This is a genomic window from Marinovum algicola, from assembly GCF_900109145.1.
Lineage (GTDB): Bacteria > Pseudomonadota > Alphaproteobacteria > Rhodobacterales > Rhodobacteraceae > Marinovum > Marinovum algicola.
In genome coordinates, this window is the sequence record NZ_FNYY01000017.1 from 73,565 (window position 1) to 99,336 (window position 25,772).

General features: G+C 64.9%; 23 protein-coding genes and 1 riboswitch. Of the genes, 16 read left to right on the top strand and 7 right to left on the bottom strand.

Going from position 1 to position 25,772, the window contains the following annotated elements:
- Positions 1-41: 41 nt before the first annotated feature.
- From BMW90_RS19385 to BMW90_RS19410, 6 genes are all read right to left on the bottom strand, one after another.
- Positions 42-1,625, bottom strand: coding sequence for a hydantoinase B/oxoprolinase family protein (locus BMW90_RS19385; protein ID WP_074838188.1), 1,584 nt, complete (start codon positions 1,623-1,625; stop codon positions 42-44).
- Positions 1,622-3,721: a hydantoinase/oxoprolinase family protein gene (locus BMW90_RS19390; RefSeq protein WP_074838190.1), complete on the bottom strand. Its 2,100-nt coding sequence runs from the start codon at positions 3,719-3,721 to the stop codon at positions 1,622-1,624. The genes BMW90_RS19385 and BMW90_RS19390 overlap by 4 nt, the downstream gene beginning before the upstream one ends.
- A 494-nt stretch (positions 3,722-4,215) precedes the next feature.
- Positions 4,216-5,493 carry a TRAP transporter large permease gene (locus BMW90_RS19395; protein WP_074838193.1) on the bottom strand — a complete coding sequence of 426 codons (1,278 nt, stop codon included), beginning with the start codon at positions 5,491-5,493 and terminating at the stop codon, positions 4,216-4,218.
- A 1-nt stretch (position 5,494) separates the two neighbouring features.
- Positions 5,495-6,049, bottom strand: a complete 555-nt coding sequence (locus BMW90_RS19400) for a TRAP transporter small permease (protein ID WP_074838196.1) — start codon at positions 6,047-6,049, stop codon at positions 5,495-5,497.
- A gap of 66 nt (positions 6,050-6,115) precedes the next feature.
- Positions 6,116-7,096, bottom strand: a complete 981-nt coding sequence (locus tag BMW90_RS19405; RefSeq protein ID WP_083416123.1) for a sialic acid TRAP transporter substrate-binding protein SiaP — start codon at positions 7,094-7,096, stop codon at positions 6,116-6,118.
- Between the two features lie 41 nt (positions 7,097-7,137).
- A complete protein-coding gene (locus BMW90_RS19410; RefSeq protein WP_074838201.1) occupies positions 7,138-8,235 on the bottom strand; it encodes a mandelate racemase/muconate lactonizing enzyme family protein in 1,098 nt (365 codons plus the stop codon).
- 892 nt (positions 8,236-9,127) lie between these two features.
- On the opposite strand from BMW90_RS19410, the gene queC reads away from it, so the two are divergent.
- From queC to BMW90_RS19450, 8 genes are all read left to right on the top strand, one after another.
- Positions 9,128-9,829 (top strand): 7-cyano-7-deazaguanine synthase QueC, encoded by a 702-nt coding sequence (gene queC, locus BMW90_RS19415; RefSeq protein ID WP_074838204.1) that lies wholly within the window; start codon positions 9,128-9,130, stop codon positions 9,827-9,829.
- Positions 9,829-10,182 (top strand): 6-carboxytetrahydropterin synthase QueD, encoded by a 354-nt coding sequence (gene queD, locus BMW90_RS19420; protein WP_048534664.1) that lies wholly within the window; start codon positions 9,829-9,831, stop codon positions 10,180-10,182. Before queC ends, queD begins: the two co-directional genes overlap by 1 nt.
- On the top strand, positions 10,179-10,886 hold the full coding sequence (queE, locus tag BMW90_RS19425; RefSeq protein WP_074838208.1) for a 7-carboxy-7-deazaguanine synthase QueE: 708 nt from the start codon (positions 10,179-10,181) through the stop codon (positions 10,884-10,886). Before queD ends, queE begins: the two co-directional genes overlap by 4 nt.
- Before the next feature lie 15 nt (positions 10,887-10,901).
- Positions 10,902-11,366 (top strand): preQ(1) synthase, encoded by a 465-nt coding sequence (gene queF / locus BMW90_RS19430; protein WP_074838210.1) that lies wholly within the window; start codon positions 10,902-10,904, stop codon positions 11,364-11,366.
- Between the two features lie 182 nt (positions 11,367-11,548).
- Positions 11,549-11,763, top strand: a riboswitch (cobalamin riboswitch).
- A 55-nt stretch (positions 11,764-11,818) separates the two neighbouring features.
- Positions 11,819-12,862, top strand: a complete 1,044-nt coding sequence (locus BMW90_RS19435; protein ID WP_074838213.1) for an ABC transporter substrate-binding protein — start codon at positions 11,819-11,821, stop codon at positions 12,860-12,862.
- Between the two features lie 35 nt (positions 12,863-12,897).
- On the top strand, positions 12,898-13,905 hold the full coding sequence (locus BMW90_RS19440) for a FecCD family ABC transporter permease (RefSeq protein ID WP_074838259.1): 1,008 nt from the start codon (positions 12,898-12,900) through the stop codon (positions 13,903-13,905).
- A gap of 62 nt (positions 13,906-13,967) precedes the next feature.
- Positions 13,968-14,654, top strand: a complete 687-nt coding sequence (locus BMW90_RS19445) for an ABC transporter ATP-binding protein (protein WP_244526555.1) — start codon at positions 13,968-13,970, stop codon at positions 14,652-14,654.
- Between the two features lie 509 nt (positions 14,655-15,163).
- On the top strand, positions 15,164-15,481 hold the full coding sequence (locus BMW90_RS19450) for a hypothetical protein (protein ID WP_074838218.1): 318 nt from the start codon (positions 15,164-15,166) through the stop codon (positions 15,479-15,481).
- Positions 15,482-15,562: 81 nt separating this feature from the next.
- Here BMW90_RS19450 and BMW90_RS26765 read toward each other — a convergent pair whose 3' ends face one another.
- Positions 15,563-15,781 (bottom strand): DUF1127 domain-containing protein, encoded by a 219-nt coding sequence (locus tag BMW90_RS26765; protein ID WP_074838221.1) that lies wholly within the window; start codon positions 15,779-15,781, stop codon positions 15,563-15,565.
- Positions 15,782-16,175: 394 nt separating this feature from the next.
- Here BMW90_RS26765 and BMW90_RS19460 point away from each other — a divergent pair, with 394 nt between their 5' ends.
- From BMW90_RS19460 to iolD, 8 genes are all read left to right on the top strand, one after another.
- A complete protein-coding gene (locus BMW90_RS19460) occupies positions 16,176-17,240 on the top strand; it encodes a LacI family DNA-binding transcriptional regulator (protein WP_074838225.1) in 1,065 nt (354 codons plus the stop codon).
- Positions 17,241-17,383: 143 nt separating this feature from the next.
- Entirely contained in the window at positions 17,384-18,199 is an 816-nt protein-coding gene (locus BMW90_RS19465) for a TIM barrel protein (protein WP_074838228.1), read from the top strand.
- Positions 18,200-18,277: 78 nt separating this feature from the next.
- Positions 18,278-19,222, top strand: a complete 945-nt coding sequence (locus tag BMW90_RS19470; protein ID WP_074838231.1) for a sugar ABC transporter substrate-binding protein — start codon at positions 18,278-18,280, stop codon at positions 19,220-19,222.
- Positions 19,223-19,307: 85 nt separating this feature from the next.
- Positions 19,308-20,396, top strand: a complete 1,089-nt coding sequence (locus BMW90_RS19475) for an ABC transporter permease (RefSeq protein ID WP_074838234.1) — start codon at positions 19,308-19,310, stop codon at positions 20,394-20,396.
- Between the two features lie 11 nt (positions 20,397-20,407).
- Positions 20,408-21,181 carry an ATP-binding cassette domain-containing protein gene (locus tag BMW90_RS19480; RefSeq protein ID WP_074838237.1) on the top strand — a complete coding sequence of 258 codons (774 nt, stop codon included), beginning with the start codon at positions 20,408-20,410 and terminating at the stop codon, positions 21,179-21,181.
- Between the two features lie 136 nt (positions 21,182-21,317).
- Positions 21,318-22,328 (top strand): inositol 2-dehydrogenase, encoded by a 1,011-nt coding sequence (iolG, locus tag BMW90_RS19485; protein WP_074838239.1) that lies wholly within the window; start codon positions 21,318-21,320, stop codon positions 22,326-22,328.
- A 27-nt stretch (positions 22,329-22,355) separates the two neighbouring features.
- A complete protein-coding gene (locus BMW90_RS19490; RefSeq protein WP_074838241.1) occupies positions 22,356-24,281 on the top strand; it encodes a bifunctional 5-dehydro-2-deoxygluconokinase/5-dehydro-2-deoxyphosphogluconate aldolase in 1,926 nt (641 codons plus the stop codon).
- Positions 24,278-25,772 (top strand): 3D-(3,5/4)-trihydroxycyclohexane-1,2-dione acylhydrolase (decyclizing) (iolD, locus tag BMW90_RS19495; protein WP_074837288.1); only part of this gene is annotated, 1,495 nt, incomplete at its 3' end. The genes BMW90_RS19490 and iolD, both read left to right, overlap by 4 nt.

Sequence of the window (25,772 nt, forward strand, 5' to 3'; positions counted from 1 at the left end):
CTCTTTGCGGCCCTTCGGGTGGGTAAAGGTTCGGGGTCGCGTCACTCGGCGGCGACGCGGCGTTCCTCGGGATGGCCATAGCCGCCCCCGCCGGGGGTGACCACCTCCAGCCATTCGCCCCGGCGCAGGGCACCCTGGCCGCGATCGAAAGGCGCGGTGCCGGGGCCGGTGGCATAGCTGCCGTGGCCGCCCTCGCCGCCGCCCGCCAGCCCCCAGGAGCGCGACAGGTTGCGCGAGATATCGACCCGGACAAGGCAATCCTCGGTGGCGCGGTAGACCCGGCGCAGCCCCATGCCGCCACGCTGGCGGCCGGTCCCCTGCGAGCCGTCGACCAGCTCGTAGCGCTCGAGGATCAGCGGATATTCGACTTCCAGCGCCTCGACCGGCAGGTTCGATGTATTGGTGGCATGCACATGGATGCCGTCCAGCCCGTCGGCCGCGGGCCGGGCGCCGCCGCCGCCGCCGATGGTCTCGAGATAGACCCAGTAGGCGCCGGCCTCCGGCCCGCTCTGCCGGGTGCCCGAGAACTGCGCCACCGTGCAGGTCGAATTGGTGCAGGCCGAGACCCGCTCGGGCGCCGCCTGCGCCAACGCGCCAAGGATCAGATCGGCCACCCGCTGGCAGGTCTGCACCCGCCCGTTGACCGCCGCCGGATGGGCGCAATTGAGGATCGATCGGTCCGGCGCCGTCACCGTGATCGGCCGCGCCAGCCCGGCATTGGGCAGCACCGTCGGATCGACCACCGATTTCACGATGTAATAGACCGTGGCCAGAAGCGCGGTGCGCGTCATGTTGATGCCGGCACGGACCTGCGGCGGCGCCTCGAAGGCCAGGGCGATGTCCTCGCCGGAAATGGTCACCGTGACCGCCAGCGGGATCGGCGCGTCGAAATCGAGATTGTCGAACACATCCTCGAACCGCCACGCCCCGTCCGGCAGCGCCGCCAGGCCGGCGCGCATCTTGCGCTCGGCGTAGTCCAGCAGCGCCTGCCCCGAGGCCAGCACCGTCTCGGCGCCATAGCGCGCGCACAGCTCCTGAAAGCGCTGCACGCCGACCCGGTTCGCCGCCATCTGCGCGCGCAGATCCGACAGCCGTTCGCGCGGCACCTGACAGTTCAGCAGGATCAGGTTCTGCACATCCTCCTGCAACACCCCTTCGCGATACAGCCGGATCGGCGGGATGCGCAGCCCCTCCTGATAGATATGGGCATGCGCCCGGTCGACGAAATCTGAATGGTGCGCAAGGTTCACCGTCCAGGCCACCAGCCGGCCGCCATGAAACACCGGCTCGGCCAGCACGATGTCGGGCAGATGGGTGCCGCCGCCCTGATAGGCGTCATTGCCGACAAACACATCGCCGGGGCGGATGCCCGCCGCGTCATGCAGCGACAGCACCATCGGGATGAAATCGAGGAAACTGCCCAGGTGCACCGGGATATGCTCGGCCTGGCAGAGCGTGCGGCCGGCCCGGTCGAACAGCGCGGTGGAACAGTCGCGGCGCTCTTTGACGTTGGTGGAATAGGAGGCGCGCACCAGTGCCTCGCCGGTTTCCTCGACGATCGAGGACAGCGCGGCGCCGATGACCTCGACGGTGATCGGATCGAGCGCGGGGGCGGTGTCGGTCATTGGCCAAGCTCCAAAATCAGGTTGTCGATTTCGTCGACGTGGGCCGAAACCCCCGGCGGGATCAATGTGGTGGTGTCCATCTGCTCGACGATGGCCGGCCCGTCAAAACGCATCCCCGGCCGCAGCCGGTCGCGGGCATAAAGCGTGGTCTCGGTAAAACAGCTGGTTTCCGGATACCAGACCCGGCGCGCGCCGATGATGGCGCGGTCGGCCGCCTCGGGGCCAAGCGCCGCCCGCGGCAGCTCGGCCTTTTGCACCAGCCCCACCGCCTCGGCGCGGAACGTGACGCAGAAAATGCGCTCCTGCTCCACGGCAAAGCCATACATGCGCCTGTGCGCTTCGGTGAAGCCCTGGCGCAGCGCCGCCAGTGTCTCGGAGGTGACCGGCCCGGCGGGCAGGTCGATCGACAGCTCGTAATTCTGGCCTTCATAGCGCATGTCGACACGGCGGGTTAGCCCGCGCTTGTCGGCGGCGATCTCCTCGGCGGCGAACCAGCCCTCGGCCTCGGCCGTGACCGCCGCGGCGGCGGCGCCGATCTCGGCCAGCGACGCCTCTTCGAGCGGCATCAGCCGGGTCAGCGGGAATTCCGCCCGCAGATCGGTGAGCAGCAGCCCCATGGCGCAGAGCGTGCCCGGCGTGCGCGGGATCAACACGCGCGGCATGCCCAGCTCCTGCGCCAGACGCACCGCGTGCAGCGGCCCGGCGCCGCCAAAGGCCATCAGCGCATAGACCCGCGGATCGTGGCCGCGCTGCACCGAGATCACCCGGATCGCCTTGGCCATGTTGGCGGTCACCACCGAGATGATGCCTTGGGCGGTGGCCATGGTGTCCATGCCCAGCCGTTCGGCCATGCGGTCGATGGCGGCCAGGGCGAGATCGCGGCGCACCTCCATGCGGCCGCCCAGCAGATGCGTCGGATTGAGCACCTGCAACACGATATTGGCGTCGGTCACCGTCGGCTCCGCCCCGCCGCGCCCGTAGCAGACCGGGCCGGGATCGGCGCCGGCGCTGTCGGGGCCGACCTTGAGCAGCCCGCCGGCGTCGATCCGCGCGATCGAGCCGCCACCGGCGCCGACGGTGTGAATGTCGAGCATCGGCGCCTTGATCGGATAGCCGTGCACCTGGCTTTCATGGGTCCGCGCGGTCTGCCCACCGGCCATCAGCGCCACATCCGACGAGGTGCCGCCCATGTCAAAAGTGATGATGTCGGGCGCGCCGGCCGCCGCACCGATCACCTGCGCCGCCACCACGCCGGTCGACGGCCCCGAGAGCACTGCCCGCACCGGCGTCTCCGCCGCCACCTCGAAACGCACCACGCCGCCGTTCGACTGGGTCAGATGCGGCGGCACTGTCAGACCGAGATTGTCCAGCCGCGGTGTCAGGCGGCGGATATAGCGCTGCATGATCGGCCCGAGATAGGCATTCACCGTCGCGGTCGAAAGCCGTTCGAATTCGCGAAACTCCGGTGCGATCTCATGGCTGGCGCAGAGAAAGACCCCGGGCAGCTCCTGTTCGAGGATCGCCCGGGCGCGCTGTTCATGCGCCGGGTTGACGAAGGCATAAAGAAAGCAGATCGCCACCGCTTCGACCCCTGCCGCGCGCAGCCCGGCCCCGGCCCGGCGCACCGCGTCCTCGTCAAGCGCGGTCTCGACACTGCCGTCGTGCAGCAGCCGCTCTGGCACTTCGAACCGCAGCGCCCGCGGCACCAGCGTCTGCGGTTTGTCGGCAAAGATGTCGTAGAGATCCGGGCGTTTCTGGCGGCCGATCTCCAGCAGATCGCGAAAGCCGGCGGTGGTCAAAAGCCCGACGCGGGCGCCGCGATGGGTGATCAGCGCATTGGTCGCCACCGTGGTGCCATGGCCGAGATAGGCCACCGCGGCCGCCGGATCGGTCTCGGCGCCGGCGCATTCGCGCATCGCCTCCTCGACGCCACGGGCAATGCCGCGCGACGGATCATCGGGGGTCGAAGACACCTTCCAGACGTCCATCTTGCCCGAGGTCTCGTCGAACAGGCAGATATCGGTAAAGGTGCCGCCCGAATCCACCCCGACGCGCCATTGCGCCAGACCATCCGCCGTGTCGGTAACATCCTTCATTTTCGCGCTTTCCCTGCTCTGCACTCTGCGATAGGCACCGGCTCGACCCGGCCGGAGGCATTTGGCCCCCTGCCCGCTCCGCCCGGAACGGCCCGGATCAGACCGGCCGAACCCGGCGCGGTGGCCTGGGGTCATCGGACACGCGGAACCCCCGCGCCGTCCAATCCAAAACTTTTGTGACAGGGAAAAAAAAGTCTATCGAGGGCAGGCCAGACCGGCGCCGCCCAATCCGCAGGCACTTGAAAAGCCTGGGCCTTTTTCGGGGCGCCGGGCATGCCGCCGCGCGCGGATCACCGGGAATTTGCCCGCAAGAGCACCCCGGATCCGACGCGCAAAGATCCACCGTTGCCGGCCAACCGCCGACGAAGGGCGGGGAAGCAACCCGCCGGCGGCCGCCGGGCCACGGTCCGAAACGGGCCGAAGCGGCGCCGCGATCCCGGCTCCACCGCGCCGGTCCGAACTTCGCTCAGGCCTCGCCCATCCGGGCCGCCGGCTCAGCGATAGACCGCATTCGGCAGCCAGAGCGCGATGCCGGGGATGAAGGTGATCAGCAGCAGCACGATCACCAGCGGCACGAGAAAGGGCATCGTGGCCCGCACACATCGCTCGAAACGCACGCCCGAAACCTCGGCCAGGACAAAGAGCACCATGCCCACCGGCGGCGTCAGCAGCCCCAGCATCAGGTTCAGGATCAGCAGGATCCCCAGGTGCACCGGGTCGATTCCGGCGCTCAATGCGATCGGCATGAGCACCGGCACGAGGATGGTGATCGCCGCGATGGTCTCCATGAACAACCCGATCAACAGGACGATCCCCATCATGATCAACAGCAGGATCTGCGTGTTGTCGGTGATGCCCAGAAGTGCCGCGCCCAGCTTGGTCGCCACCTGCTCCGAGGTCAGGATCCAGGCAAAGACCGCCGCCGAGGCGATGATCATCAGGATCGCGGCCGAGGTGATGATCGTGTCCATTGACACCCGCACCAGGTGCCGCCAGTTCAGTGAACGATAGACCAGGAGGCCCAGCACCAGCGCATAGCAGACGGCGGCCACCGCGGCCTCGGTCGGGGTAAAGACGCCGGTGGCAATGCCGCCGACGATGATCACCGGGGTCAGCAGCGGCAGAAAGGCCTGCTTGAAGGTCTCCCAGATGCGGCAGGCGCTGATCCGGCCGTCGCGCGGATAGCCGCGCTTCCACGAATACCATGCCACCATGACCATCAGCGACACCGCCATCAGCAGCCCCGGCACCAGACCGGCCGCGAACAGCTCGCCAATCGAGACCGAGGCCATGACGCCATAGATCACCAGCGGCAGCGAAGGCGGAATGATCGGGCCGATGGTCGATGAGGCGGCGGTGACCCCGACCGAGAAATCGGTGTCATAGCCGCTTTCGCGCATGGCCTTGATCTCGACATTGCCAAGCCCGCCGGCATCGGCCACCGCGGCCCCCGACATGCCGGCAAAGATCACGCTGGCCCCGACGTTCACATGCCCCAGCCCACCGGGCAGCCAGCCCACCAGCGACCGGGCAAAGGCAAAGATCTTGGTGGTGATGCCGCCGGTGTTCATCAGATGCCCGGCAAGGATAAAGAACGGAATGGCCAGCAGCGGAAAACTGTCGATGCCGCCGATCATCCGGTGGATCAACAGCACATCGGGCAGCCCCTTGATCATGATATAGGCCAGCGAGGCGCCGCCCAGGGCGACCGCGACCGGCACGCCCAGGATCAGGAAGACGGCGAGCAGGATGAAAAGCACGGTCAGAGCCATGTCAGGTGTCCTCCGAGATGAACGGGAGCTTGGCGGCGGCGATGTCCTGCGCCGGGCGCCGCGCCTGCCGCACCAGGATGACGGCGGAAAGACCCGCCATGCCGGCGCAGCCCAGGGCGACGGCGTAATAAAGATAGGCCTTGGGCATCTGCACCGAGACCATGCTGGAATTGGTCCGCTGCGCCAGCTCCACACCAAGCCAGCCGGCATAGCCCCAAAAGACCGTCACCAGCGCCTCGACCCCCAGAACCACCGGCTTGATCACCCTCGGCGCCATGTAGTGATAGGCAAATTCGAGAAAGATATGCTTGCCCAGGCGAACACAGGTCACGCCCCCCAGAAAGCCCAGCAAGATCAGGAAATAGCGCGCGATCTCTTCGGTCCAGCCGAGGCTGTCGTTCAACACGTAGCGGGTGAAGAATTGCAGCGCGACAATCACGAACAGGATCGCAAAGACGAGCAATACGGGGATGTCCATCCAGCTGACATCCGAAATATCGTCGGTGACTTCCTCCGCCTCGCCGATCAGCGCGTCGATCTGGTCTTTCCGGGTCATCGGGTCCTCCTCCCTGGGGTGCCGCGGCCCGGCAAGCCTCGGGCCGCGGCGGCGTGCGATCTCGCCTTACTCGGCGTCCGGCACCGCCTGCAAGCGCTCGTAAAGCTCGGTCGGGAACGGCTGATCGCCATTGGTCAGCGCCGGCGCCACGGCGGCGATAAAGGGCGCGCGGTCCACCTCGTTGACGGTGACCCCCTCGCCCCGGAACCAGTCGGCCAGCTCGGTCTCGGCCTGCACGATGGCGGCGGTGGCGTCGTCGGCGGTTTCCTTCAGCACCTCGTCCAGGATCTGCCGGTCCTCGTCCGACAGCATCCCCAGCCGGAAGCCGGACACCACGGTATAGGTCGAGTTGATGATGTGGCCGGTCAGGCTGATGTCGCTCTGCACCTCGTGAAAACGCTTGGCCTTGATCGTGGTCAGCGGGTTTTCCTGGGCATCCACCACGCCCTGTTGCAGCGCCAGATAGACCTCGGCAAAGGCCAGCGGTGTCGGGTTGGCCCCGACGGCGGCCGGAAACAGCATATAGGCCGGCGCGCCGGGCACGCGGATTTTCAGGTCCTGCATGTCCTCGGGCGTCAGGATCGGCTTGTTGGCGGTCACGTGGCGCGAGCCGTAATAGCTGACCGCCGCGATCTCGTTGCCGCCGGTGGCATCGGCGTAGCCCCGGGCCACCTCGGCAAAGACGTCACTGCCGAAATAGGCTTTCCAGTGATCGAGATTGCGCAGGGTAAAGGGGAAATCGGTCATCGAGGCCGGGCCATAGAACGACCCCGCAAAGCCGGCGCCGGTATAGATGATATCGACGGTGCCCAGCGACAGGCCTTCGTTCAGGTCGGTCTCCTTGCCCAGCGACGAGGCCGGGAAAACCTCGATCGAATGGCGGCCTTCGGTGCGCTCCTCGAACAGCTCCGCGGCCTTTTCGGCGGCGGCCTGCAACGGGTGGCCGACTTCGTAGACATGCGCGAACTTCAGCACATCGGCAAAGGCGGCGCTGCCCATCAGGCTCGCGGCCAGGGCAACGGGCCCCATGACATTGGTGATCTTCATTTCTCTCCTCCGGAATTTCATGGTTTGGGGTGGGTGCAACGTCAGGCCGCCACATCGTTGGCGCGGCGCAGCTTGTCCCAGTCGAATTCGACACCGATGCCCGGCGTCGAAGGCGCAACGGCCCGGCGGTTTTCAAGCACCAGTGGCCGGTGGGTGTATTCGTCGATTGGAAAACTGTGCACCTCGATCCAGCCGGCATTGGGCCGGGCGGAAACAAGGCTGACGTGAAGCTCCTGCATGCCGTGGCTACAGACCGGGATACCGGCCTCGCGCGCCATCTCGGCGACCTGCAACCAGCCGGTGATGCCCCGGCAGTTCGAGGCGTCGGGCTGGATGAAGGCCAGTTTCGAATTCTCGAAGGCGTGGCGGAATTCCTGTGCGGTATGCAGGTTCTCGCCCATCGCCAGCGGGCAGCCGGTGGTCTCGGCGATGTGGCCATAGCCGACATAATCGTCCGGCTCGATGGGCTCTTCGAACCAGGTGATATCCAGCTCCATGAACCCACGTGCCGCCGCGATGGCCTGATCGACCGTCATCGCGTAATTGGCGTCGACCATGAAGTCGATATCCGGCCCGATCAGCGCGCGCACCGCGCGGGCGCGGGCCAGGTCTTCGGCCAGATCGGGCTTGCCGACCTTGATCTTGACGCCATCGAACCCCTGATCGAGATAGCCCTGTACGCTGGCCAGAAGCCTGTCCTGCGAATAGTTCAGATCGATCCCGCCGCGATAGGCCCGGCACCGGTCCGAGGCGCCGCCGGCCACCTTCCACAGCGGCTGGCCCAGTTCGCGGCACCTGGCGTCCCAGAGCGAGATATCGATTGCGGCGATGGCAAAGCTGTCGATGCCGCCGCGGCCGACATAATGGATGTGCCGGCCCATCGCGGCATTCAGCGCTTCGATGTCACCGGCCTCTTGCCCGGTCAGCCATCCCGCGAAATCGTGCTCGATCATGGCAAGGATCGCGTGGCCGCCCTTGCCGCCGGTATAGGTATAGCCAGTCCCGCGGCTGCCATTGTCCAGCCGGACCTGCACGATCACCAGTTCGAAATGGGTATGATCCCCATGCATGGCATCGCTGAGAACCTCTGCCAGCGGCAAGGTGAACAATTCGGCGGTGACGGCTTCTATCTTGGGCATGTACCTGGCTCCTCCTGTCATTTTGGTCTTACCAAATAACGATACAAGGCGTCAATATCCGAATTTTCCTGCCAAGTCTGTATTTATGGTAAGTCCAGTTTCGGGGCTTTGGGGCCTAAAGCGACATGGGACAGGCCTGATGGCACTAGGTGCCTGCCATCGAAGGAACGGCCCCTGATCCACCCGGCCCGGGGCCGCAGCCCCCTGCCCCACCCATGGCCAGCGGCACGCAGCGCTTCGGGCAATCCCTCCGGGGCCTCTCCGAGCGGTCCGGGGCGGAGCCAAAGATCGTCTTTCGGCGCTCCTTCACGGCCGTCGAGGACGCCAGGCGCAGCCCGGCGCAAGTCCCATCGATCCCGATCGTCAGTTCGGCAAACCCGCCTTGTGCAGAAAATGTCCCAGTGACCGGGAATGTAGGCCCTGTCCGCGTGGGTTGGACAGGAATTTCCAGCTGACAATGTCCGCGCGGGAGGGCGGTGTCAGGGACATTGCCAGGTTGATGATGGTACTTTGGATCGGATGGCGTTCTGAGATGACCGATTATGCGTCCGGGCCGCGGCAGAAGGGCTTGCGTTTTCCGCGCGAGGTCTTCGCCTAGTACTACAGTTGCGGATGCTATGAACTTCTGGCTCAACCGTCTCAGGAGTGGGAGGGCTGGGTCATGTCAGTTTCGGCTTGGGCGGGCGAAGCAACATCTGCCATTCCCGGCTGGTGAACTGGAAGGCTTGATCGGAATGCACCGTGTTGGTCAGAAATAGATCGGTCTCATCCAGCGCGTCGAGCAGAGCGCCGGGAGACCACCTCGCCCCTCGGATTGCCATCCACCCGAGGTTCGGCTAAACGGTGCCCATTCCGGTCGCAGCCTACCCGGACACCAAAACAAGGGCCCAACATGAAAACTCTCGTCATCTGCTCGGGCGGACTCGATTCCGTGTCGCTCGCTCATATCACCGCCGATGAGCATCAACTCACCCGGCTGGTGTCCTTCGATTACGGCCAACGCCACCGCAAGGAGCTCGACTTCGCGGCCGCGGCGGCGCAGCGGCTCGGCGTTCCGCATCACCTGATGGACATGCGCGGGATCGGTGCCGCGCTCTCCGGATCGGCGCTGACCGACGACATCGATGTGCCTGACGGCCATTACGCCGAGGACACGATGCGCATCACCGTCGTGCCGAACCGCAACGCCATCATGCTGGCGATCGGTTTCGGAGTTGCCGCCGCCAACTGCGATGAGGCTGTTGCGACCGCCGTGCATGGCGGCGATCACTTCATATATCCCGATTGCCGCCCTGGTTTCGCCCGCGCCTTCGACGCCATGCAGCAGGCTGCGCTCGACGGCTATGCCGAGGTGCACCTCCACACGCCCTTCGTCGAACGCAGCAAGGCCGACATCGTGCGCGAGGGCGCCCGCCACGGCACGCCCTTCGCCGAGACCTGGTCGTGTTATAAGGGCGGCGCGCTGCATTGCGGCCGCTGCGGCACCTGCGTCGAGCGCCGCGAGGCGTTTCACATCGCCGGAGTTCCGGACCCTACCGCCTATGCCGATCCCGAGTATTGGGCGACGGCAATTGCCGAGCGGGAGGCCACCTGATGTTCCGCATCCGCAAGGAATTCCACTTCTCCGCCTCGCACCAGCTTTCGCATCTGCCGCCCGACCACCAATGCGCGCGGCTGCACGGGCACAACTATGTCGTCGTGGTGGAACTGGCCGCCGAAACGCTGAATGACGACGGTTTCGTGCGCGACTACCACGATCTGAAACCGCTCAAGAGCTATATCGACGATCAATTCGACCATCGCCATCTGAATGACATTTTCGATGTGCCCTCCACCGCCGAGCACATGGCCCGCCATTTTTACGACTGGTGTGCCGCGCGTTGGCCCGAGACCAGCGCCGTGATGATCAGCGAGACGCCGAAGACCTGGGCAGAGTACCGGCCATGACCCTGCGCATCGCCGAGATATTCGGGCCGACGATCCAGGGCGAGGGCGCATTGATCGGTGAGCCCACGGTTTTTATCCGCGCCGGGGGCTGCGACTACAGGTGCAGCTGGTGCGACAGCCTGCATGCCGTTGAAAGCCGGTATCGCCATACTTGGGCGCCGTTGAGCGACGTGGAAATCTGGGACGAGGTGCTGCGTTTGTCGAACGGCCAGCCGTTGACGGTCTCGATCAGCGGCGGCAATCCGGCGATCCAGGATTTCGCTCCGGTGATCGCGCGGGGACGTGCGGCGGGGTATCGCTTCGCCTGCGAGACACAAGGTTCCTTGGCCAGAGATTGGTTTGCGGAGCTCGACACGCTGGTTCTGTCGCCGAAACCGCCCTCGAGCGGCGAAACGGTGGACTGGGATGCCTTCGATGGCTGTGTCTCCGCCGGCAAGCCGGCGCGGCAGTCGGTGATGAAGATCGTCGTCTTCGACGAGACCGATTACCAATGGGCCAAAGCCGCCCATGCCCGCCACCCGGACCTGCCGCTCTACCTCCAGCCGGGCAACGCCGAGGTCGACCCCGACACGCCGGTCGACCTGCGGGCCCTGGCCGCCCGGCTGGAATGGCTGACCGACACCGCGATGGCCGACGGCTGGTTCGCCCCCCGCATCCTGCCGCAGCTTCATGTCCTGATCTGGGGCAACAAGCGCGGCGTCTGACCTTAAGGAGCCCCCATGTCCGAAAATATCTACAGCGATCTCAAGCAGCTTGGCGGCGAAACCCGCATTCCCGCCAGCCCGGAAGAGGCTGAACTGGAGCGTGTGCCCAACCCACAGGCCGACGTGGCCTATAATGTGCGCTTCACAGCGCCGGAATTCACCTCGCTCTGCCCGATGACCGGACAGCCGGATTTTGCCCACCTGGTGATCGACTACGTACCCGGCGCCTGGCTGGTGGAATCGAAATCGCTGAAACTGTTCCTGACCTCCTTTCGAAATCATGGTGCGTTTCACGAGGATTGCACGATCTCTATCGCGCGCCGCCTGGTCGATTTCCTCGAACCGCAATGGCTGCGGATCGGCGGCTACTGGTATCCGCGCGGCGGCATTCCGATCGACGTGTTCTGGCAGACCGCCCCGCGTCCCGAGGGCCTCTGGCTGCCCGATCAAGGCGTGCCGCCCTATCGCGGCCGGGGTTGAAAAGCAGAGCAAGCGTTTCGGGACTGCCAGGTTGGCAGCCGCTACTCCCCGACAATTGTCAAATGGGGGAGTAGCACGCAAAAAGGCATTCAAAAACAGTGATTTAAAATGGCGCGCCTTTGCAGGCAGGTGATTGAATTCGCCACCGGAATAATCCGGCTTGACAAACCAGGTTGTGAAGAAGAACTTCCGGCGCGAACGGTTCCCAATCGGGATGAAAAGGGAACCCGGTGCCAAGCCTTCTGGCTTGAACTCCGGGACTGCCCCCGCAACTGTAGGCGGCCGTTTCGACCCATTCGCCCGTCGGGCGATGCCACTGTGTCACAGAACGGGCACGGGAAGGCGGGTTGGAACGATGGCCGCGAGTCAGGAGACCTGCCGTTCCGGCCTGCGATGGAGCAGAGCCGAAATTTCAATGCGCACCGGACGGGGTGTCCGGAAAAGGAGCGTCAATGATCCAAATAGCTCGCGGCCGCGGTCGTATCCTCTGTGTGCTTGCAACTGCCATTCTCGCATCAACTGCCTTGCGGGTTCAGGCCCAGGCAACCACCTATCCTCTTGAAATCCGCAACTGCCAGAGGGACTTGATCCTGGATGCAGTTCCGGAGCGCGTGGTGGCGATCGGACAGGGCACAACCGAAATCCTGCTCTCGCTCGGCCTGGCCGACAAGATCGTCGGTAGCGCAATCTGGCTGGCGCCTTTGCCAGAGGAATTGGCCGAGCAGGGCCAAGCCTTGCCGCGGCTGGCGGATAACTCGCCCAGTTTCGAAGCGGTGCTGGACACCCGCCCCGATTTCGTCGCGAGTCAGTGGATCAACGACATCGCTCCCGAACAGGCGCGGGTCGGCACCTTTTCCCAGTTCGGAGATTTCGGCATTGCCACCTATGTGTCGCCGGCCGAATGCGCCAAAAGCGATTTCAGCACCGGCAGCGGTGACGGAGCCCGGTCTCAGGCCTGGTCCATGGACCTACTATCCCGCGAGATTGCTGAGCTTGCCGGCATTTTCGATGTGTCGGGCGCCGGTGCGGCTCTGATCGAACGCAACGCGGCGCGGATCGAAACCGCAAAGGCACATGTACGCGGGCTGCAAGCACGCGACGTTTCGGTTCTCTTCTGGTTTTCCTCACCGCAGACCGAGGGAGAAGCCTATGTGGCCGGCCGTTACGGGGCCCCGGCTTGGATCTCGGATGTCGTCGGGGTTCGCAATGTCATCACCTCGGAAGAAGAATGGCCGCTGGTGGGATGGGAAACAATTTCGGGCCTCGACCCGGATGTAATCGTGCTGGGAAAGATGGATCGGCGCCGTCTGCCGGCCGATGACGTCGCCGCCAAGCGCGCGTTCCTGCAAAGCGATCCTGTGGCCAGTCAGCTGAGCGCAGTGCGCAATGGCCGGTTGATTGAAATGGACGCTCAGTCGATGAACCCGACTCTGCGAGCGGTAGATGGGGTCGAAACGCTTGCCGCCGGCCTACGAGCCTTCGGCCAAGCACGGTGATCGCCGAGGCGCGCCCCGCGCCCAGGTCGCGCAGGATGGCCCTTGGGCCGTTTTTGCTGCTCTCGGCCGTGGCTCTGGTCCTTGCTACGGCGGGGGCCATTTTGCTGGGCGAGATTGCGGTAACGCCCCGTGACGTGACCCGAACGCTGGCCAACCGTATTCTGGGCTTGGATCTGGAAGTCGATCCGATCCGGGAAGGCATCATCTGGCACTACCGTCTCAGCCGTGCCGCCGTTGCGATCTGTGTCGGCGCGGCTCTGGCGGTTTGTGGCACCGTTCTTCAGGCTCTATTGCGCAATCCGCTGGCCGAACCATATTTGCTTGGTATTTCGGCAGGGGCATCGACCGGCGCGGTCACGGTGATTGTTCTGGCGCTCGGCGCGGGGGCGCTGTCCGTCTCCGCAGGTGCCTTTGTGGGCGCGACGGTGGCCATTCTCTTCGTCGCAATCCTGGTGCGTGAAACCGGTGGCGGGACCGAGCGCATTATACTCGCGGGTATTGCGGGTTCGCAGCTCTTCAATGCGGTAACTTCCTTCATCGTCACGTCTTCGGCCAATGCCGAACAGACGCAAGGGATCCTGTTCTGGCTTTTGGGAAGCCTTGGCAGCATCCGTTGGCCGGATGCCTGGCTTTCCTTCCCGATCATGGTCATTGGCTTGGCCATCTGTCTCTACCGTTCCCGGGCGCTTGATGCCTTCGCCTTCGGCGAGGACGCCGCTGCTTCGCTGGGCGTGGACGTCGCGCGCGTTCGCCTTGAACTCTTTGCGGTCACCGCATTTCTGACCGCGACGGTGGTCAGCATGGTGGGTGCTGTCGGCTTTGTCGGGCTGGTCATTCCCCATGCGACTCGTTTTCTGGTCGGCCCTGCACATGGCCGCCTGATACTGGCTTCAGCCTTGGCTGGAGGAGTCTTCATGGTCGCGGCGGACGTGTTGTCTCGCATCGTTTTGCCGGGACAGGTGCTGCCCATTGGTGTCATCACTGCGCTGTTTGGTGCTCCGGCCTTTGCTGCTATCCTTTGGCAGTCTCGGAGGGGGAGATGACGCTCAGGGCGGAAGATGTGTCTTGGGCGGCCGGAGGCGCCCCGATTGTGCGTGGGGTTACAATGCGACTGCCCGAACAAGGTGTTCTCGGACTTGTCGGGCCGAACGGATCGGGTAAATCCAGTCTTCTGCGGCTACTCGCAGGATTGCGCCGAGGGACGGGAGGCGCGATCTATTTGGAGGATCGCCCCATCGAGAGCCTCCGTCGCAAAGAGATTGCCCGCCGCCTTGCCCATGTCGAGCAGCAGTCGGACATTGACATCTCCTTGACTGCGCGCGAGGTGGTCGCGCTCGGGCGCCTTCCCTTGCGAGGCGCCTGGAACGGCTGGTCAACTCGTGACGAAGATGCCGTGGCCTCGGCGTTGCAGCGCACGGACATGATCGACCGTGCCGCCCAGCCATGGTCCACGCTGTCCGGCGGCGAGCGACAGCGAATCCTGATTGCGCGGGCCTTGGCACAAGAGCCGCAGGAACTTCTGCTCGACGAACCGACAAACCATCTGGATATCCGCCATCAGCTGGACCTCATGCGCCTCCTTGGCAACTTAGGCACCCGCATCGTCGTTGCCCTGCATGACCTCAATCAGGCGGCCGCCTTTTGCGACGAAATCGCTGTCATGCATCACGGTCAGCTTGTCAAACAAGGCGCGCCAGAGGACGTGCTGGATGAAGAGCTGATCCGCAAAGTTTTCGCGGTGGAGGCAACAATAAGCCATGTGGGGTGTGGACTGCGGGTCGCATTCTTTTGATCTTACGCAAAGGTGAAGTTCGCCGCAGCCTACCCCCACACAGCCTCGAGGCGATACCCTGCTCTTCTTTGCCCACGGGGTCGGTATAGATCGCCGTCATGGTAAGCTGCGCGTGGCCCATCCATTTCTGCACGATGTGCTACGAAACGCCGTTCACCGTGGCATTGTTTCCGAAGCCCTGACGCAGACGCTTCGGCTGCGATGCGGCGCATCAGGAATGTCAGCCTCGATCAACGCGTCCTTGACGTTGAGCTATTCCGCACATGAGCGCCGCCTATGACGTTGCATTCGTGCAGGTGTGCACACATGGCTGATTAGATTCAGTTGTAACTGGTGCCACCCCCGTAAGAGGCTATTGGAGTTTCGCCCGAGCATAGTCCCGAAGGCGTTCAATTCCTCGGTAACGAATAGTGCACGAGCAGGTTTGAGATACCATATTTACAAAGCAACTTGGAGCTGGGGTCGTAGCTTTCATGTTCTCCGCCCCAGCAAGGGGAAGGAGAAATACCATGTGGAAGCGTTTGATCAGCCTGAGCCTGACCTTTGGACTGGCAGCTCTTGGCCCCCCCGCCTCCGCTCAGATGACCTGCGGGTCTCGCGAGACCATCCGGGGCACGCTGGAAACTGTCTACCAAGAAAGCTTGGTTGGCCGCGGCCTTCAGTCCTCCACGCGTATGGTCGAAGTCTGGCGCGCCAGCGAGCAAGGCAATTGGACAATTCTCGTCGTGACCCCCGAAGGGCTGACCTGCATTGTGGCGAGCGGTGTGGCCTGGAGCGACGCGACGCCCAAGCCGCTTGGCGTGGAAAGCCAGTATCGGCCTGGATAAGGCTTGGGGGTGATATAGGGCCGGTGGGACGGCCCGCGTTTTCGGGGTGCACCTTTGGGCACCCTCGTGAAATCTCCGGGATCAGACCGCCTTGTTGGCGACGTCCTGCGCCAAGGCGCGGATGTCGCGGCGCGCGATTCCGATATCGGTCAGGTCGCGGTCGTCGAGCGCGTTCAGCTCGTTGTAGGTCCGGTCGAAAATTGCGCGCTTGGCGCGGGCGGTTTTCCAGGTCTCGGCCGCGCGGTGCAGCGTGGCCGACAGATTGGATCGGGCGTGGGTATTGGACAGTGCGTATGCCATGTTCAGCGTCCTTTGATGTGTCGGGCGTATTCCCCGGTGAGGTTTTGTTTCCTCAGTGACACTCAGATAATGGCGAATGATTGCGCTAACAACGCGCAGTTTCCGCCATGCCGCCATGCATGTACTGCAATGCGGCATGGGTGGGGCGGGTCCGATCCTGGCGCCCGGACCGTGCGGTCAACACCCGCAGCGTCAGATCGCGACGTCAGATTTTTCCCGGGTTCCTGGGCTGTGACGGTCGATGCGGCCAGAGACACAGACAAAGACCCTGGCGCAGCTACGCCGCGTGACCAAGGTTCAGGACGCGCCGGCGGATTATGCGAAGACCGTCAGCGATGGCGTCCCGGCTCACTTTGACAACATAAGACAATTGCACCCGCAGACGCGAGTGCCTATGCTGACGAAAAACCGCCATAATGGGGTCACCTTGGCGCACCGACCGACCATCAAAGATGTCGCAAAGGCGGCTGGCGTTAGTGTCACGACCGTCGATCGCGCGATCAATGGACGCGCCCAGGTGCGCGCCGAGACCCTGAGAAAGATCGCCGATGCGGCGCATCGGATCGGCTATCACGGCAAGGGGCTGTTCGAGGGCCGGTTGACCGCGCATCTACCCGAGGTGACGCTGGGCTTTGTGCTGTTGAAGCAGGCGCAGGAGTTCTATCGCAACTTCGCCACCGAGATCGAACGCGCGGTTGCCGCCAGGACCGACATTCGCGGCCGCGCGGTGATCCGCTATTCCACCTCGCAATCGCCGGCGGAATTTGCCGCACTGCTGACCGATCTGGGCAAAAGCTGCGACGTGATCGCCGCCACTGCGGTCAACGACCAGAAGCTCGACCGCATCGTGCAGGACCTCAAGGATGACGGCATCCCGGTGTTTTCCCTGCTGAACGATTTCGCCCAGGGCATCCGCAAGAATTACGTCGGGCTCAACAACATCAAGGTCGGGCGGCTGGCAGCTTGGCTGATCACGCGGACAGTCAAAAGCCCCGGAAAGCTGGCGATTTTTGTTGGCGGCAACCGCTGGCACGGCCATGACCTGCGCGAGGTCGGGTTCCGGTCCTTTGTGCGCGGCGCCGGTGCCGGGTTCGAGGTGCTCGACACGCTGGTCAACCTGGAGACCCGGCAGCTGACCTACGAGGCGACGCTTGACCTGATCGACCGTCACCCGGACCTGCGCGGCATCTATGTCGCCGGCGGCGGGATGGAGGGCGCAATTGCCGCGCTGCGTGAGAAACACCCCGCGCCGCGGATCTCGCTGGCGGTCAACGAGCTGACGGCGGACAGCCGCGCGGCGCTGATCGACGGCTATGCGGTCATGGCGATTTCCACCCCGCTGACGGACCTCTGTACGGACCTGATCGAGATGATGGTGAAATCGGTGGGCGCCGATGACGACGGCGTGGCGGGGCAGCATTTCCTCGAACCACGGCTCTATTTGCCCGAAATGGTGTGATGACATAAATACGTCATCAAGTACCGAATGAATGCGTCATGAATGACGCGATATCTGCCAGCTCAGATTGACCGAATCTCCCCAAACTGCGCAAGTGAGCGCATCCGACGGGCGCTGACAGCCCTGCGGCGGGGGGGTACACCATGAAGACAACTTTGAACCATATGACGGTGCCCGGTCTGGGCTATGCCGAGTTTCTCGATCTTGCCGCGCGGCTGAGCTGCATCGGCGTCGAGGTGCGCAACGACATCGCCCGCCCGCTGTTCGACGGCATCGCCCCGGAGGAGGCCGGAAAGATCGCCCGCGACAAGGGGCTGCGACTGGTCGGGTTGAGCCAGGTCTACCCGTTCAACGACTGGACGTCCGAGCGTGAAGCCCAAGTGCAGGCGCTGATCGACATCGCCAAGGCGGCGGGAGCCGAGACCATCAGCCTGATCCCGCGAAACGACGGCACGGGGCTTGGCAACGGCGAACGCCAGGCCAATCTGCGCATCGCGCTGAAAGGCGTGCTGCCGCTGCTTCAGGCCGCCGGGATGACCGCGCTGGTCGAGCCGCTGGGTTTTCAGCGCTCTTCGCTGCGCTCCAAGGCCGAGCTGGTCGAGACCATCGCGGCGATCGGTGGCGAAGACCATTTCAAGCTGGTGCATGACACCTTCCACCACAAGCTGGCCGAGGGCGGGCCGCTTTATCCCGAGCAGACCGGCATCGTGCATATCTCGGCAGTGACCGACCCGGCGCTGGCGGTCCACGAGATGGAGGATGAACACCGCGTGCTGGTCGATGGCCAGGACCGGCTGGGCAATGTCGACCAGATCGCGGCGCTGCTGGCGGCGGGCTATGACGGACCGATTTCCTACGAATGCTTCTCGCCCGAGACCCAGGCGATGCCGGATCCCTATTCCGAGATCCGGCGCTCGTTCGACTTTATCGCATCGCAACTTCAGGCGCGCGCCGCCTGACTGCGCAAGACGGGCCCCGCAACGGGGCTTCCGGCCAGGAGAACGGTGCGCCGGACACCACACAAGGGAGGAAACCCAATGAAAAAGACCCTGACTGCCGCGGCCTTGACCGTGCTCATGTCATCCACCGCAATGGCCGAAAACATTGGCGTGTCGATGGCGCTCTTTGATGACAATTTCCTGACCGTGCTGCGCAACGGCATTCAGGAACAGGCCGACGGAATGGAAGGCGTCGATGTCCAGATCGAAGACGCCCAGAACGACGTGGCGCGCCAGCTCGACCAGATCAACAACTTCGTAGCCTCCGGCGTGGACGCGATCATCGTCAACCCGGTCGACACTTCGGCCACCCAGGCGATGACCCAGGCCGCCGAGGCCGCCGGCGTGCCGCTGGTCTATGTCAACCGCGAGCCGATCAACGTCGACACCCTGCCCGACAGCCAGGCCTTCGTGGCTTCTGACGAGGCGGAATCCGGCACTTTGGAAACCATCGAGATCTGCAACATCCTGGCCAATATGGGCCGCGATCCGGCGCGGGTCTACATCCTGATGGGCGAGCTGTCGAACCAGGCTGCGGTGATGCGGACCAAGGACATCGACGACGTGATCGCCGCCGGTAAATGCGCCGTGGAGATCGAGGAAATCGACCGTCAGACCGCCAACTGGTCGCGCGAACAGGCCACCAGCCTGATGACCAACTGGCTGTCCTCGGGAGAGCCCTTCGACGCGGTGATCGCCAACAACGACGAAATGGCCATCGGCGCGATCCAGGCGATGAAGGCCTCTGGCATCGCGATGGAGGACGTGGTTGTCGGCGGCGTCGACGCCACCCAGGATGCACTCTCGGCGATGCAGGCGGGCGAGCTGGACGTGACCGTGTTCCAGAATGCGGCGGCCCAAGGCGGCGGCGCGCTTCAGGCGGCACTGCAACTGGCGCGGGGCGAGGCGGTGGACCAGAAGGTTTATATCCCCTTCGAGCTGGTGACCCCGGACAACATGGAAAGCTACATGTCGAAGAACTGAGCCTGACGAGACCAAACCCCGGGAGCGGCGCGCGACGCGCCGTTCCCGACTGTGAAAGCGCCCTTTCCACGGGAGGAGACGGGACATGTCCGACCAGACATCGCAAGGCGTAGGCGGGTTGACCTTCGACCACAAGAAGCGCGCCTGGCCCAATGAATTCAACGTCTTTCTGGCGCTGATCCTGATCACCCTGTTGTTCGAGGTGCTGGGCCAGGTGCTGCCTTACATGAACGGCCAGAGCATGCTGTTCGATTTCAACGAGGCCCGCGACGGTACCATCCTGAACATGGCGCGGATCAAGATCATTATCCTTCAGGTGGCGATCATCGGCATCATCTCGCTGGGCGTGACCCAGGTGATCATCTCGGGCGGCATCGACCTGTCCTCCGGCCCGCTGGTCGGCGCGACGGCGATGATCGCCATGTCGTTCGCCCAGACCGAGCTGGTCAATGGCAACCCCAACCCCAAGGCGGTCTTCGGTCTCTGGGCGATGGATCTGCCGGTGATCGTGCCGGTGATCGTCGGGCTTGCTTTCGGCGCGCTGATCGGATCGATCAACGGGTTCTTCGTGGCCTTCGCCCGCATTCCCCCCTTCATCGCCACGCTGGGCATGTTCCTCGTCTGCCGCGGCATCTCGCAATGGTGGACCAAGGGCCAGCCGGTGTCCTTCCCGACCGATAGCTATGCCTGGATCGGTAGCGGCATGATGCCCGTGGTCTGGTTCATCGGCCTTGCGGTCGTGCTGCAACTGATCATGCGCTACACCGTCTACGGCAAACACACCTATGCCATCGGCTCGAACGAGGATGCGGCGCGGATGTCGGGCATCAACATCCGCCGGCACAAGGTCATGGTCTACATGATTGCCTCGATCCTCGCCGCTTTTGCCGCTATCGTGCTGAGCTCCAAGAACCTCACCGCGCAGGCCGGCATGGGCCAGTTCTACGAGCTCTATGGCATCGCCATGGCCGTCATCGGCGGGGTCAGCCTGACCGGCGGGCGCGGCTCGATCATCGGCACGGTGCTTGGCGCCATGGTCTTCGGCGTGATCCAGTCCGGCTTCACCTTCATCAAGCTCGACGCCTTCTATCAGCTGATGGCGATGGGGGCGATCATCATCGGGGCCGTGGTCCTCGACCAATGGCGGCAGCAACGCGCCGCGGCCAGAGCATAGGGAGACCCGACATGAGCGATATCATCCTCGAGACCCGCGATCTGACCAAGCACTACGGCGGCGTGCATGCGCTCGAAGGTGCCAACTTCACCCTGCGGCGTGGCGAACACGTGGCCATCATGGGCGACAACGGTGCCGGCAAATCGACCTTCGTGCGCCAGATCACCGGCGTCGAACAGCGCACCCGGGGCGAGATCATCTTTGACGGCAAGCCGGTGCATTTTGCCGGCCCGCTCGAGGCGCGCAATGCCGGCATCGAGACGGTGTTCCAGACCCTGGCGCTGGCCGATCAGCTCGATGTGCCCGACAACCTCTTTCTCGGGCGCGAGATCACCAAGTACAACTGGCTGGGCCCCTTCCGGATGCTGGATTACAAGGCGATGCGCCAGCGCACCATGGATGCGCTGGTCAAGACCGGCGTCAAGATCCCCAACATCCGCGGCTCGATCGAGCGGATGTCGGGCGGCCAGCGGCAATGCGTGGCAATTGCCCGCACCGCCACCTTCCACTCCAAGCTGACCATCATGGACGAGCCCACAGCGGCGCTCGGCGTGCAGGAGACCGCGCAGGTGGAAAACATCGTCCGCACGCTCAAGGAAGCCGGCGAGCCGCTGATCCTGATCAGCCACAACATGCGGCAGGTGATGGATCTGGTGGACCGGATCGTGGTGTTCCGCCGCGGGAGGATCTGCGCCAACCTCCGCAAGGAAGAGACCAACGGCGAAGATGTCGTGGCCTATATCACCGGCGCCAAGACCCAGCCCGAATACGAGGAGGCCGCCTGACGCTTCCGGGGCCGGTCAATGCTCCCTGCATCGGCCCCCGGCATCCGCCCTCTTCCCGACGCGGCCGGCGAACCCTCTTCCGCCGGTCGCGCATAACAGATGCGGCCCGTCCGCGATTACGCCCAACGAGGACAACATGACAGTCAACTTCGCCATTCTCGGCGCCGGCCGCATCGGACAGGTCCATGCCCGCGCCGTCACCGCCACCCCCGGCGCCCGCCTTGTCGCCATCTCCGACCCGATGGCCGAAGCCGCCGGAAAAGTCGCCGAGGCCTATGGCTGCGATATCCGCAGCATCGACGAGATTGCCGCCAGCGACGACGTGCAGGCAGTGGCGATCTGCACCCCCACCAACACCCATGCCGACCTGATCGAGCAGTTCGCCCGCGCCGGCAAAGCAGTGTTCTGCGAGAAACCCATCGACCTGAACCTGAACCGGGTGAAGACCTGCCTCGACACCGTGGCGGCGGAAAAGGCCACCCTGATGGTGGGCTTCAACCGCCGCTTCGATCCCGACTTCATGGCGCTGAAAGCCGCGATCGACCAGGGCCGTATCGGCGCGGTCGAGATGGTCACCGTCAGCAGCCGCGACCCCGGCGCGCCGCCGGCCGATTACATCAAGGTCTCCGGCGGCATCTTCCGCGACATGACGATCCACGACTTCGACGTGGCGCGCTGGCTGCTCGGCGAAGAGATCGAGACCGTGCAGGCCGCCGCCTCGGTCCTGACCGATCCCGAAATCGGCACGCTCGGCGATTACGACAGCGTCAACGTCATCCTGACCACCGCCAGCGGCAAGCACTGCACCATCACCAATTCGCGCCGCGCCACCTATGGCTATGACCAGCGGATCGAGGTTCTGGGCTCCAAGGGTGCGGTCTCGGCCGAGAACCACCGCGAGGCCAATATCGAGATCGCCGATGCCGAGGGCTTCCACCGCCCGCCGCTGCTCAACTTCTTCATGTCGCGTTACACCCAGGCCTATGCCAACGAGATCGCGGCTTTCGTCGCCGCGGTGGCCCAGGGTGCCGCGACGCCCACCACCGGGCAGGACGGGCTGATGGCGCTGGCGCTGGCGGAGGCGGCGCTGAAATCGGTGGCCGAGGGCCGTGCGGTGAAACTCGCCGAGGTGCTCGACGGCGCGTGAGCCACGGGCGACCGGGAAGGAACGGATATGACACAGACACTTGACCTGATCACCATCGGCCGGTCGTCGGTGGATCTTTACGGCGCGCAGGTTGGCGGGCGGCTGGAGGACATGGGGTCCTTTGACAAGTACATTGGCGGCTCGCCGACCAATATCGCCTGCGGCACGGCACGGCTGGGGTTGCGTTCGGCCGTGATCACCGGGGTGGGGGACGAGCATATGGGCCGCTTCATCACCGAGCAGCTGGCGCGTGAGGGGGTGAGCACCGAGGGCGTCAAGGTCGACCCGGAGCGGCTGACCGCGCTGGTGCTCCTGGGCATCCGCGACCAAGAGCAGTTTCCGCTGATCTTCTACCGCGAGAATTGCGCCGACATGGGGCTGACCGAGGATGACATCGACCCCGATTTCATCCGCCGGGCGCGGGCGGTGGTGGCGACCGGCACGCATCTGTCGAACCCCAAGGTCGAGGCGGCGACGCTGAAGGCGCTGGAGATCGCGCGGGCGGCGGGGGCGAGATGCGCGCTGGACATCGATTACCGGCCCAACCTCTGGGGGGTGGCGGGCCATGGCGCGGGCGAGCGCCGCTTTGTCGAAAGCGCCGCGGTGACCGCCAAGTTGCAGGAAAGCCTGCCGCTGTTCGACCTGATTGTCGGCACCGAGGAAGAGTTCCACATCGCCGGCGGCTCGACCGACACGGTCGCGGCGCTGCGCGCGGTGCGGGCGGTCTCGGGTGCGACGCTGGTCTGCAAACGCGGCGCTTCGGGCGCGGTGGCCTTCACCGGCGCGATCCCCGACAGCCTCGATGAGGGCGAGACAGGCCCCGGTTTCCCGATCGAGGTGTTCAACGTGCTGGGCGCGGGCGATGGCTTCATGTCGGGGTTGCTGAAGGGCTGGCTCGATGGAGAGGACTGGCCCACCGCGCTCAAATACGCCAATGCCTGCGGCGCTTTCGCGGTCAGCCGCCATGGCTGTACCCCGGCCTATCCCAGCTGGGAAGAGCTGCAATTCTTCTTCGACCGGGGCCTGCAACGGCCCGACCTCAGGAACGATGCCGCGTTGGAGCAGGTGCATTGGGCGACCACCCGCTCTTCCAGATCGGGGGGCGACTGGTCGCAGGTCAAGACCTTTGCCTTCGACCACCGCCTTCAGCTCGAGGAGATGGACGGCTATACCCTGGAAAAGGGCGGCCGGTTCAAGGAACTCTGCCTTGAGGCCGCGCTGCGGGTGCAGGCCGGCCGGCCGGGCTACGGCATCCTCTGCGACAACCGCATCGGGCGCGCGGCGCTGCACCGGGCCTCCGGCAGCGGGCTGTGGATCGGGCGGCCGACGGAGCTTCCGGGCTCGCGGCCGATCGCCTTCGAGCCGGAACTGGGCGCCGATCTCGGCCAGTTCCGCGAATGGGCCCGCGAGAATGTGGTCAAGCTGCTGGTCTTCTGCCACCCCGACGACGCTGCCGACACGATGGCCGCGCAGGTCGGGCAGGTGACGCGCCTGTTCACGGCGGCGCGGCGCAACGGGCTGGAATTCCTGCTGGAACTCATCCCGTCCAAGGTCGGGCCGGTGGATGACGAGACCTCGGCCAGGCTGATCCAGCGCTTCTATGATGCCGGCGTCTTTCCCGACTGGTGGAAGCTGGAGCCGTTCAGAACCGAGGCGGCCTGGGCGAATGCGGTGGCAGCCATCACCCGCAACGATCCGCGCAGCCGCGGCATCGTGGTGCTGGGGCTCGACGCGCCGGAAGAGGCGCTGGCGGAGAGCTTTGCGCTGGCCGCGAAACAGCCGCTGGTCAAGGGCTTTGCCGTGGGGCGCACGATCTTTGGCCCGGCCGCGCGGCGCTGGCTGGCCGGCGAGATCACCGATGCCGAGGCGGTGGCCGAAATGGCCGAGAACTACAGCCGCCTGTGCACCATCTGGGACAAGGCCCGCGCCCGGGCCATGGAGGAGGCCACATGACAGCAACGATCCGACTGACCGCCGCACAGGCGATGGTGCGCTATATCGCGGCGCAGAAAAACCAGGATGGCGATCCTTTCCTTGCCGGGTGCTGGGCGATCTTCGGCCATGGCAATGTGGCCGGGCTCGGCGAGGCGCTGCATGCCGTGAAGGACAGCTTTCCCACCTGGCGCGGCCACAACGAACAGACCATGGCGCATGCCGCGATTGCCTATGCCAAGCAATCGGGGCGCAAACGGGCGATGGCGGTCACCTCCTCGATCGGTCCGGGGGCGGCCAACATGGTCACCGCCGCGGCGCTGGCGCATGTCAATCGGCTGCCCGTGCTGCTGATCCCGGGCGACGTCTTTGCCACCCGTGGCCCCGACCCGGTGCTGCAACAGATCGAGGACTTCCAGGATGGCACGGCAACCGTTAATGATGCGTTTAGGCCGCTGACGCGGTATTTTGACCGCATCACCCGCCCGGAACAGCTTCTGACGGCGCTGCCGCGGGCCTTTCGCGTCCTGACCGATCCGGCAGACTGCGGCCCGGTCTGCCTGTCTTTCTGTCAGGATGTTCAGGCCGAAGCTTTTGAATATCCCGAGAGTTTCTTTGTGCCCCGGGTCTGGCGCCCGCGTCGCATCCGCCCCGACGAGGCCGAGCTGGCCGAGGTCGCCGAGATCATCCGCGCCGCCCGCCGTCCGGTGATCGTGGCCGGCGGCGGGGTGCATTACGCCGGTGCCACCGGGGCGCTGCACGCCTTTGCCGAGGCGCACAACATCCCGGTGACCGAGACCCAGGCCGGCAAATCGGCGCTGCCCTGGGACCATGCGCTCAACCTCGGACCGGTCGGTGTCACCGGCGGCGCGGCGGCCAATACGGTCTGCGCCGAGGCCGATGTGGTGCTCGGGGTCGGCACGCGGTTCCAGGACTTCACCACCGGGTCGTGGGGGCTTTTTGCCCATCCCGGGCGGCGGCTGATCTCGCTCAATGTCGCGGCCTATGACGCGATGAAGCACGGCGCCGCGCCGTTGCTGGCGGACGCCCTGGTCGGGCTGACGGAGTTGAGCGCGGCACTCGACGGCTATACCGCGCCGGGCAAGACCGACGGGCTGAAATCCGACTGGTTCGGCAAGGTCGACCCGCTGACCGCGGCGCCTGAGGACAGCAATCAGCTGCCGACCGACATGCAGGTGATCGGCGCGGTGCAGCGCGCGGCGAACGAGGACACCGTGGTGATCTGCGCCGCCGGCACCATGCCGGGCGAGCTGCACAAGCTGTGGAAGGCCGGGCGCCCGGGCAGCTACCACATGGAATACGGCTTCACCTGCATGGGCTACGAGATCGCCGGCGCCATGGGCATCAAGATGGCGGACCCGGCGCGCGACGTGATCTGCTTTACCGGCGACGGCACCTACATGATGGCCAATTCCGAGATGGCGACGGCGGCGATGATGGGCATCGCCTTTACCGTGGTGGTGACCGACAACCGCGGCTATGGCTGCATCA